This is a genomic window from Pseudonocardia sp. DSM 110487, from assembly GCF_019468565.1.
Taxonomy (GTDB): Bacteria; Actinomycetota; Actinomycetes; order Mycobacteriales; family Pseudonocardiaceae; genus Pseudonocardia.
In genome coordinates this window covers 3,369,506-3,384,865 of the sequence record NZ_CP080521.1, presented here as the reverse complement: position 1 = coordinate 3,384,865, position 15,360 = coordinate 3,369,506, and the positions used below count along the sequence as shown (strand labels likewise).

13 protein-coding genes are annotated in these 15,360 nt (G+C 72.7%); 6 read left to right on the top strand and 7 right to left on the bottom strand.

Translation table 11 applies throughout. From position 1 onward, the window contains the following. Positions 1-163 precede the first annotated feature (163 nt). Entirely contained in the window at positions 164-916 is a 753-nt protein-coding gene (locus K1T35_RS15765; RefSeq protein ID WP_220260901.1) for an SDR family NAD(P)-dependent oxidoreductase, read from the bottom strand. Positions 917-982: 66 nt separating this feature from the next. Here K1T35_RS15765 and K1T35_RS15760 point away from each other — a divergent pair, with 66 nt between their 5' ends. Both K1T35_RS15760 and K1T35_RS15755 read left to right on the top strand, forming a co-directional pair. Continuing rightward, positions 983-1,801, top strand: coding sequence for a shikimate dehydrogenase (locus tag K1T35_RS15760; protein ID WP_220260900.1), 819 nt, complete (start codon positions 983-985; stop codon positions 1,799-1,801). A gap of 16 nt (positions 1,802-1,817) precedes the next feature. Next, positions 1,818-3,080, top strand: coding sequence for an ROK family transcriptional regulator (locus tag K1T35_RS15755; protein WP_220260899.1), 1,263 nt, complete (start codon positions 1,818-1,820; stop codon positions 3,078-3,080). Here K1T35_RS15755 and K1T35_RS15750 read toward each other — a convergent pair. Beyond that, positions 3,047-3,631: a bifunctional 2-polyprenyl-6-hydroxyphenol methylase/3-demethylubiquinol 3-O-methyltransferase UbiG gene (locus tag K1T35_RS15750; protein ID WP_255621954.1), complete on the bottom strand. Its 585-nt coding sequence runs from the start codon at positions 3,629-3,631 to the stop codon at positions 3,047-3,049. The genes K1T35_RS15755 and K1T35_RS15750 overlap by 34 nt on opposite strands. Before the next feature lie 19 nt (positions 3,632-3,650). Between K1T35_RS15750 and K1T35_RS15745 the strand changes: the two genes are divergently transcribed. Next, a complete protein-coding gene (locus tag K1T35_RS15745) occupies positions 3,651-4,382 on the top strand; it encodes a DsbA family oxidoreductase (RefSeq protein WP_220260897.1) in 732 nt (243 codons plus the stop codon). A 97-nt stretch (positions 4,383-4,479) separates the two neighbouring features. Here K1T35_RS15745 and K1T35_RS15740 read toward each other — a convergent pair whose 3' ends face one another. The 3 genes from K1T35_RS15740 to K1T35_RS15730 form a co-directional block, all read right to left on the bottom strand. Further along, on the bottom strand, positions 4,480-5,832 hold the full coding sequence (locus K1T35_RS15740) for an MFS transporter (protein ID WP_220260896.1): 1,353 nt from the start codon (positions 5,830-5,832) through the stop codon (positions 4,480-4,482). Between the two features lie 189 nt (positions 5,833-6,021). Then, positions 6,022-7,794, bottom strand: coding sequence for a DEAD/DEAH box helicase (locus K1T35_RS15735; RefSeq protein ID WP_370645381.1), 1,773 nt, complete (start codon positions 7,792-7,794; stop codon positions 6,022-6,024). Between the two features lie 168 nt (positions 7,795-7,962). Then, positions 7,963-8,916, bottom strand: coding sequence for a TIGR03557 family F420-dependent LLM class oxidoreductase (locus tag K1T35_RS15730; RefSeq protein ID WP_220260895.1), 954 nt, complete (start codon positions 8,914-8,916; stop codon positions 7,963-7,965). 116 nt (positions 8,917-9,032) lie between these two features. Here K1T35_RS15730 and K1T35_RS15725 point away from each other — a divergent pair, with 116 nt between their 5' ends. After that, positions 9,033-9,989, top strand: coding sequence for a threonine/serine dehydratase (locus K1T35_RS15725; protein ID WP_220260894.1), 957 nt, complete (start codon positions 9,033-9,035; stop codon positions 9,987-9,989). Positions 9,990-10,018: 29 nt separating this feature from the next. Then, positions 10,019-10,834, top strand: coding sequence for an SAM-dependent methyltransferase (locus K1T35_RS15720; protein WP_220260893.1), 816 nt, complete (start codon positions 10,019-10,021; stop codon positions 10,832-10,834). 49 nt (positions 10,835-10,883) lie between these two features. On the opposite strand, the gene K1T35_RS15715 is transcribed toward K1T35_RS15720, so the two are convergent. Next, complete coding sequence (locus tag K1T35_RS15715) at positions 10,884-13,406, bottom strand: Tex family protein (protein WP_220260892.1); 2,523 nt, start codon at positions 13,404-13,406, stop codon at positions 10,884-10,886. A gap of 15 nt (positions 13,407-13,421) precedes the next feature. Beyond that, a complete protein-coding gene (locus K1T35_RS15710) occupies positions 13,422-14,621 on the bottom strand; it encodes a macrolide family glycosyltransferase (protein WP_255621953.1) in 1,200 nt (399 codons plus the stop codon). A gap of 113 nt (positions 14,622-14,734) precedes the next feature. Between K1T35_RS15710 and K1T35_RS15705 the strand changes: the two genes are divergently transcribed. Continuing rightward, on the top strand, positions 14,735-15,340 hold the full coding sequence (locus tag K1T35_RS15705) for a TetR/AcrR family transcriptional regulator (protein WP_255621952.1): 606 nt from the start codon (positions 14,735-14,737) through the stop codon (positions 15,338-15,340). Positions 15,341-15,360: the final 20 nt, after the last annotated feature.

The following is a 15,360-nucleotide window of genomic DNA, read 5'->3' as shown; positions in this document are numbered from 1 at the left end:
CGGTAGCGTTACGAACGCGTTCCCAATAGGGCATGCACTCGCCGGTGTATCCCGCCCATGCTCCCCGAATCGGCCGAAGTCCACGGGCCGATACGCGTAGCGCGGACTCACATGCGTTGCGTGACCAGACGCCCCGACGACGCGTCGCGCGGGCCGACACGGACTACCGCGGCATCCGGCGCCACAGCGCGCGCGGGACGTGGCGCAGCACCGCGAACACGGGACGCAGCACCTTCGGCACCCACACCTCGCCACGCCCAGCCCGCATGGCGGCGACGGTGGCGTCCGCGACCTGCTCGGGCGTCGAGGAGAACGGCGCCGGGCTCATCCCCTCGGTCATCCGGCCGATCACGAACCCGGGCCGGACCAGCAGCAACCGCACGCCGGTGCCGTGCAGGGAGTCGGCGAGCCCGCTCGCGAACCCGTCGAGGCCCGCCTTCGCCGAGCCGTACACGAAGTTGGCCCTGCGCACCCGCGCCCCGGCCACCGAGGAGAACACGACGAGCGTGCCGTGCCCCTGCTCACGCAGGATCGCCGCGAGGTGCAGCAGCACGGCCACGTGCGCGACGTAGTCGGTGTGCACGATCTCCAGGGCGTGGGACGGGTCCCGTTCGGCGCGGGCCTGGTCGCCGAGGATCCCGAACGCGACCACCACGACGTCGAGCCGGCCGTGCCTGCGCACCACGTCCAGCAGCACGCCGCGGTGGGCGTCCAGGTCGTCGGCGTCGAACTCGACGCGGTCGACGTCAGCCGCCCCGGCCTCGCGCAGCAGCTTCTCCTCGGCGTCGAGGTCGTCGCTGCGCCGGGCCGCGAGCACGACGGTGTTCCCGGCCGCGAGCCGCTGCGCCACCGCCAGCCCGATCTCGCTGCGACCCCCGAGCACGAGGATGGTCTGCGCCGTCCGGGTCTGGGCCATCCGGCGAGCCTGGCACAGCCCCCTCCGCGCGCATCCTGCGGTCGGCGAGCGGAGATACTGACGGGCATGCGCGCCGCAGTGCTGGGGAGTCCGGTTGCCCACTCGCTGTCGCCGGTCCTGCACTCCTCGGCGTACGCGGCGCTGGGGCTCGACGGGTGGCACTACGACGCGCACGAGTGCGACGAGGCCGGCCTGGCGCGCTTCGTCGACGGGCTGGGGCCCGAGTGGGCCGGCCTGTCGCTGACGATGCCGCTGAAGCGGGTGGCGCTGGACGTCGCAACGGACGTCTCCCCGCTCGCGACGGCCGTCGGGGCCGCCAACACGCTCGTGCTCGCAGGCGGCCGCCGCCGCCACGCCGACAACACCGACGTCGCGGGCGTCGTCGAGGCCCTGCGCGGCGCCCCGCCCGGCGGGCGCGCGGTCGTGCTCGGCGCGGGCGGCACCGCGCAGGCCACCCTCGCGGCGCTGCGCGAGCTCGGTATCGGCGACATCACGGTCCTGGTGCGCTCGACGGCGCGCGCCGGAGAGCTGCGCGCCACCGCCGACCGGCTCGGCGTCGCCCCGACGATCACCGACGGCCTGCTCGACCCTGCCCGCGCGCGCGCCGCACTCGCCGGCTCCGACGTCGTGGTGTCCACACTCCCCCGCGGCGCCGCCGACGGCATCACCGGCGTGCCGCCGGGCGCCGTGGTGCTCGACGTGCTCTACGCGCCGTGGCCCACCGCCTTCGCGGCGGCCGCGGAGGCAGCGGGGGCCCGCGTCGTCAGCGGGCTGGAGATGCTGCTGCACCAGGCCGTTGCGCAGGTGGAGCTGATGACCGGCCTGACCCCGCCGGTCGCGGTCATGCGCGACGCCCTCGACGCCGCGGTCGCGGCCCGGGCGTGACGGTTACCATCCGACGATGGAGGGCAGGCGCGGCACCAACCTGCCGCGCATCGCCGACTTCAACCAGGCGGTGATCCTCGACGCCGTCCGGCACGCCCCGGACGGGCTGTCCCGGGTGGAGCTCGCCGAGCTCACCGGCCTCTCGGCGCAGGCGGTCTCCAACATCACGCGGCGGCTGCTCGACCGCGAGCTCATCACGGAGGCGGGCACGCTCGTCCCGGCGGGCCGGGGCAAGCCGCGCACGCTGCTGCGGCTGCACCCGACCGGGAGCTTCGCGATCGGCGTGCACGTCGATCCGACGGTCACCACGGTCGCGCTGCTCGACCTCGTGGGCGACGTCGTTGCGTCGGTCCGCACGCTGCCCGCGTCGGCGACGTCGCCTTCGGAGCTGGTCGCCGCGATCACCGACGCCGCCGCGGGGCTCGTCACGTCCACCGGAGTCGACGCACGCCGCGTGCTCGGCATGGGCATCGCCGCGCCCGGCCCGCTCGACCCCGGCACCGGCGTCGTCCTGGAGCCGCCGCTCCTGCCGCGCTGGACCAACGTCGGGTTGCGCGAGCTGCTGCACGAGGCCAGCGGCTACCCCGTGGTGCTGCACAAGGACGCGGCCGCCGCTGCGCTGGCGGAGCTGTGGCGCGGGTCGGCGACCGGCCTCGCCGACTTCGTGTTCCTCTACCTGGGCACCGGGCTCGGCGCGGGGCTCGTGATCGGCGGCGAGCTGCTCGGCGGGAGCACGAACAACGCGGGCGAGATCGGCCACATGGTGGTCGACGCGGACGGGCCGCGCTGCCGCTGCGGCCAGCGCGGCTGCGTCGGGCCCGCCTGCATGCCGCGCACCCTCGTGCGGGAGGCCGCCGAGGCCGGCCTGCTCCCCCGGCCCGCCCCCGACGCGGGCGACCGCGAGATCGACGGGCTGTTCACCGCGATGTGCCGGCTCCCGGCGGCGCGCCCCATCCTGGAGCGGAGCGCGGCGCGGCTGGCCCGCGGCGCGGCCACCATCGCCAACCTGCTCGACGTGCGCGCCGTCGCGTTCGGCGGGCCGATCTGGGACCGGATCAGCGAGGTCTACCTGCCGATCCTGCGCGACACGCTGCTCACAACCACCGAGGCTCGCCACGTGCACCCCGTCGCGGCGCTGGGCAGCTCACTCGGCCCGGACGTCGGTGCGATCGGCGCCGGGTGCCTCGTGCTGGAGCACTCCTTCTCGACCCGGCCGTCCACGCTGCTGCTCGGGCCGCGGGAGGATCAGCCGGCCACGCGGTGGACCGTCACGATGTAGTCGCCACCGGCGTACGGGGCGCGCTCCCAGGTGGCGAAGCGGTCCTCCGGCGCGGCACCGGCCGCCGCGCACCACCGGTCGAGGTCGTCGGGCGTCGGCCAGTCCGGCCGCAGCCGGAAGCCGGCGACGAGGCGGCCGCCGGGCGCGAGGTGCGCCACGCACGCCGCCACCGCCCGCGCCCTTCGCTCGGGTGGCACGTAGGGCACGACGTTGCCGGCGAGCACCACCACGTCGAAGCGCTCCGGACGGTGCAGGTCGACGAGGTCCGCGGTGACCCACTCCAGCTCGGGTGCCTTCCCGCGAGCGGCGGCGATCATGTCCGGGTCGGCGTCGACACCGAGCACCGCGATCCCCCGACCGGCCAGCTCGATGGCGACGCGCCCGGTGCCGCACCCGCCGTCCAGGACCATGGCCGGTGCGTAGGAGGCGACCAGGTCGGCCTCGCCGTGCGGGTTGTGCCCCGCCTCGGCCAGCCGCCGGAAGCGCTCCTCGTAGCGCTGGAGGTCTTCCTGTGCGCGCCAGGCACGCCAGTCGTCGGGGAGGTCGGACACACCGGCCAGGTTAGGGAACATGCTCGCGACGCCCGCGGTTGACCTGCGCGTGAAGGTGGAGATCTGGTCGGACGTCGTGTGTCCGTGGTGCGCGGTCGGGAAGCATCGGTTCGAGAAGGCGCTGGCGCGGTTCGACCACCGCGACCAGGTCGAGGTGAGCTACCACAGCTTCGAGCTCGACCCCGACGCGCCGCACGAGCAGGAGGGCGACCTCCACGACCACCTCGCCACCAAGTACGGCATGTCCCGCGCCGAGGCCGAGGCCAAGCACCAGCAGATGACGGCAATGGCCGCCGAGGACGGCTGGGACTTCCACTTCGACCGCGCCCGCCGCGGCAACACTTTCGACGCCCACCGGCTCCTCCACCTCGCCGCGGAGCGCGACGTGCAGGACGCGGTGAAGGAGCGCCTCTTCCGCGGCTACTTCACCGAGGGCGAGGCCATCGCCGACCACGACACGCTCGTCCGGCTCGGCGCCGAGGCCGGCCTCGACGCGGTCGAGGCCCGCGAGGTTCTCGCGTCCGACCGCTACGCCGACGCCGTACGCGCCGACGAACAGCAGGCCAGGGCGTACGGGATCACGGCCGTCCCGTTCTTCGTGGTCGACCGCACGTACGGCGTGGCAGGCGCCCAGCCGCCGGACGCACTGCTCCAGGTGCTCGAGACCGCGTGGGCCGAGGCCCACCCACTCCAGGTCCTCACCCCGGCCGGCGGCGACGAGGCCTGCGCCGACGGCTCCTGCAGCGTCTGACCTCCAAGATCATCGGCCTGGCGCATCCCCGGCCGGATACGGCCGCCCGCGCGCCAAGCCGGCGATCATGCTCGAGCGCCGGCCGTGATGGCTGGCGTCATCGATGCTCCTCGGTGACGGCGGCGGGCACGGCCGCGTCTTCCTGCTCCTTCCGACGCCCGACGACCAGCACCACGATTCCCGCCATGATCATGAGCGCGGCGACGACGAACATGCCCGCCTCGTTGTTGCCCGTGGCGTCGCGCAGCCATCCCGTCAGGTAGGGGCCTGCGAAGCCACCGATGTTGCCGAACGAGTTGATCATGGCGATGCCCGCCGCGGCCCCCACACCCGTGAGGAATGTGCTGGGCAGCTGCCAGAACACCGGGATCGCCGAGTTGACGCCGACGGCGCAGAGGGTCATCGCGGCGATCACGAGGTAGGGCGACTCCATGAACAGCGCCACCGCGACGCCCCCGGCCCCGACGAACGCCGGGATGGCGACATGGAGCCGCCGCTCCCCGGTGCGGTCGGAGTGCCGGGCATTGATGATCATCACGACGGCCGCGACCGCGTAGGGGATCGCCGTGATCAGCCCGATCTGGGCGAGGGAGAACTTGATCCCGAAACGCTCCTGCAGGTCCGAGACGACCTGTGGCAGGAAGAAGCTGAGCACGTAGGAGCCGAACACGATCCCGAAGTAGACGAACGACAGCCCCACGACGCGCGAGTCGCGCAGCCCCTCACGGATGCCCGTGGTGTGCCGCACCTGCTCGGAGTCCTCGGTGGCGATCTTGTTCTCGAGCGCCTCCCGCTCCTCGGCGGAGAGCCACTTCGCCTGGTGCGGCCGGTCGGTCAGCAGGAACAGGACCAGGAAGCCGACCAGGATCGAGGGCAGTCCCTCGACGAAGAACATGAACCGCCAGCCGGCGTCGAAGCCCCAGACACCGTCGCCGTTCTGGATCAGCAGGGTCGAGATCGGCGAGCCGACCACCGTGGAGATCGGCACGGCCAGGAAGAACAGCGCCACGACCTTCGCCCGCTGCACACGGGGGAACCAGTAGGTGAGGTAGAGGATGATCCCCGGGAAGAAGCCTGCCTCGGCCGCTCCCAGCAGCAGCCGGACGATGTAGAAGCTGACCTCACCCTGCACGAACGCGGTGGCCGAGGCGATGATCCCCCAGGTGACCATGATCCGGGCGATCCAGACCCTGGCACCGACCTTGTGCAAGATGACGTTGCTCGGCACCTCGAAGAAGAAGTAGGCGACGAAGAACAGGCCCGCGCCCAGGCCGTACGCCGTGGCCGACAACCCGAGGTCGGCGTTCATCGTGAGCGAGGCGAACCCGACGTTCGTCCGGTCCACGTAGTTCAGGAAGTAGCAGAAGCCGAGGAACGGCAGTAGCCGCCACATGGCCTTGCGTACGGCGCCCTGCACCACTTGGTCCTGTCCGGTCGCGACGTCGGCCATGCGCTCCTCCTCGAGCTCATCAGAGGACTACACCTAACCGTCACGTCCGCCGACGATCAACACCAGGTCCCATATGCGACGAACGGCACCCTCGCGAGGCCATGTATGTCTGAGGGCTGCGCGCGCCGCGAAGCAAGCGCGCAGCCCTCAGTGGCGTCAGGGTGCCGTTCGTGAAGCGGGGGGCAACGGTCAGTCGCGGCGGCCCCGGCCCGCGGTGGCGAAGCCGCGGTCCCGGCGGATGTTCGTGCGCCGCCCCTTCAACGTGGTGCCGCCGCGGAGGCTGCGCAGGACGTCGTCGGCCGCGTGCTCGGGGATCTCCACCAGCGCATGGCGCTCGTGGATCTGGATCGCGCCGATGTCGCGACCGGACAGGTTCGACTCGTTGGCGAGCGCGCCCACGATGTCCTGCGGGCGCACGCCGCTCGACCGTCCGGCGTTGACGAACAGGCGCGTGGTGCCGGCCTTCGGCGGGCGGGTGCCCGCGGCGCCGCCGCGGCTGCGGGGCTCCCTGCGCTCGCCGGAGCGTGCTGTCACGACCGGGATGTCCTCGGCGTCGTCGGGAGCGCCGGTGGCCGCCTGCAGCAGCCGGACCGCTGCCGCGGCGACGTCGACCGGGTCGAACTCTCCCGCGAGCCCGGCCAGCATCTCGCGGACCCCGTCGCCGGACTCCTCGTCGCGCAGATCGTTGCGCAGGTCGTCGACGAGCCGCTCGCGCAGCGCGGCGGCGGTGCGCTCGAGTCGGGAGGCCCGCAGGTCGGCGGCCGTCGGCACCGGGGCGAACTCGATCGGCTGCCCGGTGAGCCGTTCGACGGCGCGCATCGCGTGCACCTTCGACGGCGGCACGAGCGTGATCGCCACGCCCTCGCGCCCGGCGCGGCCCACCCGGCCGATCCGGTGCACGTACGCCTCGGACGACTGCGGCACGTCGTGGTTGACCACGTGCGTGAGCAGGTCGATGTCCAGGCCGCGCGCGGCGACGTCGGTGGCGACGAGCAGCTCGGTGCGCCCGCTGCGCAGCCGCTCGACCACGCGCGTGCGGTGCTCCTGGTCCATGCCGCCGTGCAGCGCCTCGGCGCGCAGGCCGCGGGCGGTGAGCGTCTCGGTGACGGCGTCGACGTCGAGCCGGGTGCGGCAGAACACGATCGCCGCCGTGGGCCGCTCCGCCTCCAGCACGCGCCCGAGCGCGGCCGTGGTGTGGGTGCGGGGAACGAGGTAGGCGGTCTGGCGCACCTTCGGGGCCTCGCCCTCGGGCACGGCCTCCCGGCGGATCCGGACCGTGACCGGCTCCCGCAGGTACTTCTGGGCGAGCGTCTCGATGCGCCGCGGCATGGTGGCCGAGAACAGCACGGCCTGCCGGGTGTCCGGGGTGGCGTCGAGGAGCGTCTCGATGTCCTCGACGAAGCCCATGTCGAGCATCTCGTCGGCCTCGTCGAGCACAACGGTCTCGAGCCCGTCCAGGCGCAGGGCGCCGCGGTTCATCAGGTCGATCGCGCGGCCCGGGGTGGCCACGACGACGTCGACGCCCTGCTGCAGGGCCCGCCACTGCGGGCCGGCCGGCGCGCCGCCGTAGACAGTGACGACGCGCGTGCCCAGGCCGCGCCCGTAGCGGGTGATGGCCTCGGCCACCTGCAGCGCGAGCTCGCGAGTGGGGGTGAGGACGAGCCCGAACGGCGCGTCCCCCTTCGCCTGCTCCGGCCGCTGTTCCGCGAGGCGCTGGAGCATCGGGAGCGCGAAGGCGGCGGTCTTGCCGGTGCCGGTGGCGGCCTGCCCGAGCAGGTCACGGCCCTCGACCAGCGGGGCGATCGACTGGGCCTGGATGGGGCTGGGGTTCTGGTAGCCCAGCTCCTCGACCTCGCGCAGCAGCTCGTCGCGCAGTGGCAGATCCGAGAAGCGGGGCAGATCCGAGGAGCGGGGCACGTCCGAGGAGCGGGGCAGGTCGAGCTGGTGCTCGTTCTCGATCAAGAATCGTCTTCCGTCGCAGGGACGGGAGCACCGACGGCGCTCCCGCGGGGTGAGCCCGCGGGGCCGTCGGCACGACTACTACCTGGCCGGTGCGGTCTCAGGTGGTCCAACACACCACCGACCTCACATAGTCCCAGGTGATCGCCGTCACCCGACCACCGGGGCCCCTCACCGCAGCGCGGGGAGCACGTCCTTCTCCCACGCCGTGAAGAAGCCCTCCATGTCGTGGCCCATCTGCGAGACGTAGACCTCGTCGACGCCGGCGTCGACGTACGCGCGGACCTGCGCGAGCTGCGCATCGACGTCGTCCCCACAGGCAACGGCCTCTGCCGTGCTCTCGCGCGTCACCAGCGTCTGCGCGTCCATGAAGTCACGCGGCCGCGGCAGCGTCTGCGAGAGCTGGCCGGGCAGGCCCTGGTTGCCCCACGTGCGGTGGGCGATGTCGACGGCGCGCTCGGCGTCGCGGTCCCAGCACACCTTGGTGCCCGCCTGCACCGGTTTGCCGTCGCCGCCCGCCTCCTTGAAGACGCGGATCAGGTCGGCGTCGGGCGAGGTCGTGATGTAGCCGTCGCCGATCCGGCCGGCGAGCTGGGTGGCCTGTGGACCGAACCCGGACACGTAGATCGGCACCGGTTCCGCCGGCAACGTGTAGATCCGCGCATCCTGCACCTCGTAGTACGTGCCGTGGTGGCTCACCTCGTCGCCCCGATGCAGGAGCCGGATCACCGCGATCGCCTCCTCCAGCATCTCCAGCCGCACCCCGACCGAGGGCCACTGGTCGGCCAGCACGTGCTCGTTGAGCGCCTCGCCGCTGCCGACGCCCAGCACGAACCGGCCGTCGAGCTGCACAGCCGCGGTGGCGGCGGCCTGGGCGATGATCGCCGGGTGGATGCGGAAGGTCGGACAGGTCACCGCGGTCGTGACCGGTAGCGACGTCGCGTGGGACAGCGCGCCGATCACACCCCACACGAACGGGCTCTGGCCCTGCTCGTCGTTCCAGGGGTGGAAGTGGTCGGAGATCCAGAGCTTCTCGAAGCCGGCAGCTTCCGCGCGCCTGGCCTGGTCGATGAGCTCCTTCGGGCCGAACTGCTCACAGGACAGGAAATAGCCGATGCTCGCCATGCCGGGAGCGATACCCGCGATCCGCCACACTCACGCCGCGTCACCACGACAGGCGACAGTGGTCGAGCGGAGCAAGCTCTTAGCCAGTTAGCTAATCGTCACACTATGCTGTCCGAATGACCGCAGCGGAGACACCGACCGGCGTCGCGATCGGCAAGGACGAGGTCCGGCGCGTCCACGAGATCATCCGGCCGTACCTCCGCAGGACACCGGTCCTGCAGGTGGAACCCCGTGCGCTCGCCGTGGACGGCGCTCCGGTGCACCTGAAGCTGGAGCAGCTGCAGCGTTCCGGGTCGTTCAAGGCGCGAGGCGCGTTCGCGAACCTCCTGCTCCGCGACGTCCCCGCGGCGGGGGTCATCGCGGCGTCCGGCGGCAACCACGGCGTCGCGGTCGCCTACGCGGCCCACGAGCTCGGTGTCCCCGCACAGATCTTCGTGCCCACCGTCTCGGCTCCCACCAAGATCGAGCGCATCAGAGGACTCGGCGCCGACCTCGTGGTCACCGGCGAGCGCTACGCCGACGCCCTCGCCGCGGCCGAGGAGAGCGCGGCGCGGTCGGGCGCCCTGCAGGTCCACGCGTTCGACCAGCGCGAGACGATCCTCGGCCAGGCCACCCTCGGGCTGGAGCTCGCCGAGCAGGCGCCCGACGTCGACACGGTCCTGGTCCCGGTCGGCGGCGGTGGCCTGATCGCAGGCGTCGCCTCGTGGTTCGGCGACGCCGTCCGCGTGGTCGGCGTAGAGCCGGCAGGCGCGCCCACATTGACCCGCGCTCGCGCGCACGGCGCCCCGATCGACGCTCCGACAGGGAGCGTCGCCGCGGACGCGCTCGCTCCCCGGCGCGTCGGAAGCCTGGTCTTCCCGATCACCCAGACCCACGTCGACGAGGTCGCCCTCGTCGACGACGACGCGATCCTCGACGCGCGGCAGGCGCTGTGGGACGAGCTCCGCCTCGTCGCGGAGCCCGCCGCATCGGTCGCGGTCGCCGCCCTGCGCACCGGCGCCTACCGGGCCGGCCCCGGCGAGCGCGTCGCCGTGATCATCAGCGGAGCCAACGCCGCAGGGGTCACGCCCTAGGAGCGGCGCCCCTGCGGAAGGATGGCGGCGTGGCAGACGACGCTTCGCCCTCGGGTACGTCACCCACCGACGTGGTGGACACGTCGGTGCCCCATTCGGCGCGGATCTGGAACTACTGGCTGGGCGGCAAGGACAACTACGCCGTCGACCGCGAGGCCGGGGACCAGTTCCGGCAGGCCTTCCCCGACATCACCGAGAACGCCCGCGCCTTCCGCGCCTTCCTGCGTCGTGGCATCGGCTACCTGGCGGGCGAGGCCGGGATGCGCCAGTTCCTCGACATCGGCACGGGGCTGCCCACCGCGGGCAACACCCACGAGCTGGCGCAGGGGCTGGCTCCGGAGTCGCGGATCGTCTACGTCGACAACGACCCTCTCGTGCTGGCCCACGCCCGTGCGTTGCTGATCTCCAGCAGGGAGGGGGCCACCGCCTACCTGCACGCGGATCTGCGCGAGACCGAGGCGATCCTGACCGCAGCGGCCGACACCCTCGACTTCGCGCGGCCGGTCGCGCTGATCCTCAGCGGCATCCTTGGTCACATCTCGGACTACGACGAGGCGCGCGGCATCGTCGCCCGATTGCTCGCCGCGCTGCCGCCGGGCAGCCACTTGCTGGTGTGCGACGGCACCAGCACCAACGAGTCGCTCAACGCGGCGCAACAGCAGCACAACGACCGCGGCGTCGTGCAGTACCAGCTGCGCACCCCGGCCGATATCGGCGGCTTCTTCGACGGGCTGGTGCTGGTCGAGCCGGGGGTGGTCAGCTGCCCGCTGTGGCGGCCCGAGAGCACTCCCTTCGGCGACCCGCGGGGCGTCGACGCGTACGGGGGCATCGGCCGCAAGCCGTAACCAGGGCGGCACGCGACGGTAGGCCCGCCGCGTGCCGCCCCTTCCCTGATCAGCGCTTGCCGTCGCCCTCTGCGAGGCCGGCGCGGCGCAGTGCGTCGGCCATCGCGCTGTTCGTCGGAGCTGGCGAGCCCTGGCGCTGCCCGCCGCGCCGGTCGCCACCGCGACGGTCGCCTGCCCGCTGGTTCCCGCCCTGCTGGCCCCCACGGCCGCGGTCCGCGCCTTCACGGCCGCGGTCCCCGCCCTTGCGGTCGCCGCCTTCACGGCCGCGGTCGCCGCCGCCCTTGCGCTCGCGCGGACCGCCCTTGCGGTCCTGGTTCCGCTCGCGCGGCCCCGGCTGCTGCCGCGCGCCCGCGGCGGGCTCGTCCTCGAGGCGGAGGGTGAGCGAGATGCGCTTGCGCGCCTCGTCGATCTCGAGGACCTTGACGCGCACGACGTCGCCGGACTTCACGACGTCGCGGGGGTCGGACACGAACTGGTTGGACATCGCCGAGACGTGGACGAGCCCGTCCTGGTGCACGCCGACGTCGACGAACGCGCCGAACGCGGCCACGTTCGTGACCACGCCCTCGAGGAGCATCCCCGGCCTCAGGTCGGAGATCTTGTGGACGCCCTCGGCGAACGTTGCGGTGCGGAACGCCGGGCGCGGGTCGCGGCCGGGCTTCTCCAGCTCGGCGAGGATGTCGGTGACGGTCGGCAGCCCGAACTGCGCGTCGACGAATTCCTGCGGCTTGAGTGATTTGATCTTCTGGGCGTTGCCGATCAGCGCGTCGATGTCGGCCTTCGCGCGTTCCAGGATCCGGTGCACCACGGGGTAGGACTCCGGGTGCACGCCGGAGACGTCGAGGGGGTTGTCGCCGCCGCGGATGCGCAGGAAGCCCGCGCACTGCTCGAACGCCTTCGGGCCGAGCCGCGGCACGTCCGCGAGGGCGGTGCGGGTGCGGAACGGGCCGTTCGTGTCGCGGTGCTGCACGATCTGCGCCGCGAGGCCCTCCGTGATGCCGGAGACGCGCCGCAGCAGCGGCACCGAGGCCGTGTTGACGTCGACGCCCACCGCGTTCACGCAGTCCTCGACCACCGCGTCCAGCGAGCGCGACAGCGCCGACTCGGCGAGGTCGTGCTGGTACTGCCCCACGCCGATCGACTTCGGGTCGATCTTCACCAGCTCGGCGAGCGGATCCTGCAGCCGCCGCGCGATCGAGACCGCGCCGCGCAGCGACACATCGAGGTCGGGGAGCTCGGCGGACGCGTAGGCCGATGCCGAGTACACCGACGCGCCCGCCTCGCTGACCATCACCTTGGTGAGCTTGAGCCCGGGGTTGCGGGACACGAGCTCGCCCGCGAGCTTGTCGGTCTCCCGCGACGCGGTGCCGTTGCCGATCGCGATCAGGTCGACCTCGTGGGCCGCGGCGAGCTTCGTCAGCTTCGCGAGCGACCCCTCCCAGTCGTTGCGCGGCGCGTGCGGGTAGATCGTGTCGGTGGCCACGACCTTGCCGGTGGCGTCGACGATCGCGACCTTCACACCGGTGCGCAGGCCCGGGTCGAGGCCCATCGTGGCGCGGCTGCCCGCGGGGGCGGCGAGCAGCAGGTCGCGCAGGTTCGTGGCGAAGACGCCGATGGCGCCCTCCTCGGCCACCGTGCGCAGCCGCACCCTGATGTCGATCGACAGGTGCAGCAGGATCCGGGTGCGCCACGCCCACCGCACGGCGTCGGAGAGCCACTTGTCGGCAGGGCGGCCCTGATCCGCGATACCGAACGCGGCCGCGATCGTGCGCTCGTAGTCGGTGACGACGCCGGGCTCGGCGGGCTCTGCCTCCGGTTCCAGCGCGACGTCGAGCACCTCCTCCTTCTCCCCGCGGAATGCGGCGAGGATCCGGTGCGAGGGGAGCTTCGTGAACGGCTCGGAGAAGTCGAAGTAGTCGGCGAACTTGGCGCCCTCGATCTCCTTCCCCTCCCGGACCTTCGTGACGAGCCGCCCGCGGGTCCACATCCGCTCCCGCAGCCCGCCGATGAGGTCGGCGTCCTCTGCGAAGCGCTCGACGAGGATGGCCCTGGCGCCCTCCAGGGCGGCCGCGGCGTCGGACACCTGCTCGTTCAGGTAGCCCTCGGCGAGTGCGTTCGGGTCCTGCGCCGGGTCGGTCAGCAGCGTGTCGGCGAGCGGCTCGAGGCCGTTCTCCCGCGCGATCATCGCCTTGGTGCGGCGCTTCGGCTTGTACGGAAGGTAGATGTCCTCCAGCCGCGCTTTCGACTCCGCGGCCATGATCCGCGCTTCGAGGGCCTCGTCGAGCTTGCCCTGCTTGCGGATCTCATCGAGGACGACGGTGCGCCGCTCCTCCAGCTCGCGCAGGTACCGCAGCCGCTCTTCGAGCGTGCGCAGCTGCGCGTCGTCGAGCGCCCCGGTGGCCTCCTTGCGGTACCGGGCGATGAAGGGCACCGTGGCGCCGCCGTCCAGCAGGTCGACCGCGGCCGTCACCTGGTGCGGGCGCACGCCGAGCTCGTCGGCGATGCGCTGCGGGATCGACTGCGGCTGCTGGGTCTTGGACTGCTGCGGGGTCGTGAGCGACGTGCTGGTCACCCCCACATCGTCCCGCTAGCCCCGCGACGCCGCGCCGAGGGGTCGGGATGAGAGCTCCCGCTCGATCAGCTCCACCGCTCGCGCCGTGCCGCCCTGCTCGCGCAGCTCGGTGCGGATCTCCGCGCTGCGCGCCGCGACCTCCGCCGAGCCCGTGATCTCCAGCAGCGCCGCGCGGAGCTCGTCGGCGGTGACGGTGTCCGACTCGACGCGCCGCGCCACCCCCGCGGCCACCAGAGCGTCGGCGTTGCCGAACTGGTCGACGGCCTGCGGCGCGGCGATCATCGGCGTGCCGGTCCACAGCCCCTCGGACGAGCCACCCATGCCCGCGTGGGTCAGGAACGCGTCGGCCTGCTCGAGGATCGCGAGCTGCGGGACCCAGGAGTGCACCTCGACCGACTCCGGCAGGTCCCCGAGCACGGCCGGGTCGACGTGCTTGCCGATCTGCAGGACGACGTGCCAGCCGGGCAGGTCGCCGAAGGCGGCGATGCAGCGGCGGTAGAAGTCCGGATGGTCGGTGAACGCGGAGCCGAGCGAGACCAGCAGCACCTTCTCCGCGCCCGCGGGGCGGGTCCACTCCCCCTGCTCCGGGCGCGGAGCCAAACAAGGCCCGACGAAGGTGTACTGCGGGCCGACCCGGTCGGCGTTCGGCTGCAGCGCCCGCGGGATCAGCACGATCGAGCGCTCAGGACGGCCCATCCAGCCTTCCACGGGTGGTTGCCCGTTGGCGGCCAGCCACTCCCGCTCGACGCGGTACATCTCCGCGCCGCGCGGGTCGGCCTGCATCGCGTCCGTCGTCTCCCGCATGTCGTCCTCGTAGCCCTCCCAGGCCACGTAGGTGGGCGAGAGCTGGACCGCCGGGATCCCCCACTGCGCGCCGAGGATCCGGGCCGGGGCGCCTGCGATGTCGTAGAGGAACAGGTCGGGCCGATCGTTCTCGTACGCCGCGCGCAGCTGCGGCAACATCGCGATCGCGTCGTCGAGGAAGAGCCGCAGCGCATCGATGGCGTCGCCGCCCCACGCGTCGTCGCCCCCGTGGACCGGCAGCGTCGTGTCGTACGGCACGAGCTCGGCGCCGGCCGAGCCCACGGTGCCGGCGAACAGCGGGTCGTTCGCGTACGTGACGCGGTGCCCGCGGGCCACCAGCTCCCGGATGATCTCCAGGCTCGGGTTGACGTGCCCTGGCGCCGGGATGCTGACCATGGCGATGTGCGCCATCGGACCCCCTTCTCTTGGAACGAGACGGTTCGTCTCGCTGCACCAGAATGCACCGTCCGCGTCGGCCTTGTCAAGACGGTGCGTCTCGTCTCGTCCAGACGTATGCTGGCCCGGTGACCCCCGATCCCACGCGGCGCAGCGAGCGCTCCCGCCGCGCGATCCTCACCTCGGCCGTCGAGCTCGTCCACGAGGTGGGCTTCCGCAAGCTGACGATCGAGGCGATCGCCGCCCGCGCAGGCGTCGGGAAGCAGACGATCTACCGGTGGTGGCCGTCGAAGGGTGCGGTGGTGCTCGACGGCCTCCTCGCGGCCACCAACGAAGATCCGGACGATCTCGCACTGCCCGACACCGGCGACGTCGCGACCGACCTCCGCGTCGTCGTCCGCGCGATCGTCGCCGAGCTCGCCGACCCGAAGCTCTCGGGCACGACCCGCGCCCTGATGATCGAGATCCAGGAGAACGTCGAGCTCGCCGACGCCGTGCTCGAACGCCTGCTGCGACCACAGATGGCGGCCATCGCCGACCGGCTGCGCGCCGCCCAGCACGCCGGGCAGCTGCACGCCGACCTCGACCTCTCCGTGGCCGTCGAGCTACTCATCGGGCCGCTGTACCACCGGTGGCTGCTGCGCACCGCCCCGCTCACCGAGGCATACGCCGACACGGTCACGGATCTCGCCCTGCGCGCTCTCGCTCCGTCAGGGACCTCTCCGAAGGAGTAGTGCGATCGTCGGAGAACGTG

Coding starts and splice junctions, on each gene's coding strand:
- K1T35_RS15765 (WP_220260901.1), bottom strand. CDS start 916: ATGGCCCAGACCCGGACGGCGCAGACCATCCTCGTGCTCGGGGGTCGC.
- K1T35_RS15760 (WP_220260900.1), top strand. CDS start 983: ATGCGCGCCGCAGTGCTGGGGAGTCCGGTTGCCCACTCGCTGTCGCCG.
- K1T35_RS15755 (WP_220260899.1), top strand. CDS start 1,818: ATGGAGGGCAGGCGCGGCACCAACCTGCCGCGCATCGCCGACTTCAAC.
- K1T35_RS15745 (WP_220260897.1), top strand. CDS start 3,651: ATGCTCGCGACGCCCGCGGTTGACCTGCGCGTGAAGGTGGAGATCTGG.
- K1T35_RS15740 (WP_220260896.1), bottom strand. CDS start 5,832: ATGGCCGACGTCGCGACCGGACAGGACCAAGTGGTGCAGGGCGCCGTA.
- K1T35_RS15730 (WP_220260895.1), bottom strand. CDS start 8,916: ATGGCGAGCATCGGCTATTTCCTGTCCTGTGAGCAGTTCGGCCCGAAG.
- K1T35_RS15725 (WP_220260894.1), top strand. CDS start 9,033: ATGACCGCAGCGGAGACACCGACCGGCGTCGCGATCGGCAAGGACGAG.
- K1T35_RS15710 (WP_255621953.1), bottom strand. CDS start 14,621: ATGGCGCACATCGCCATGGTCAGCATCCCGGCGCCAGGGCACGTCAAC.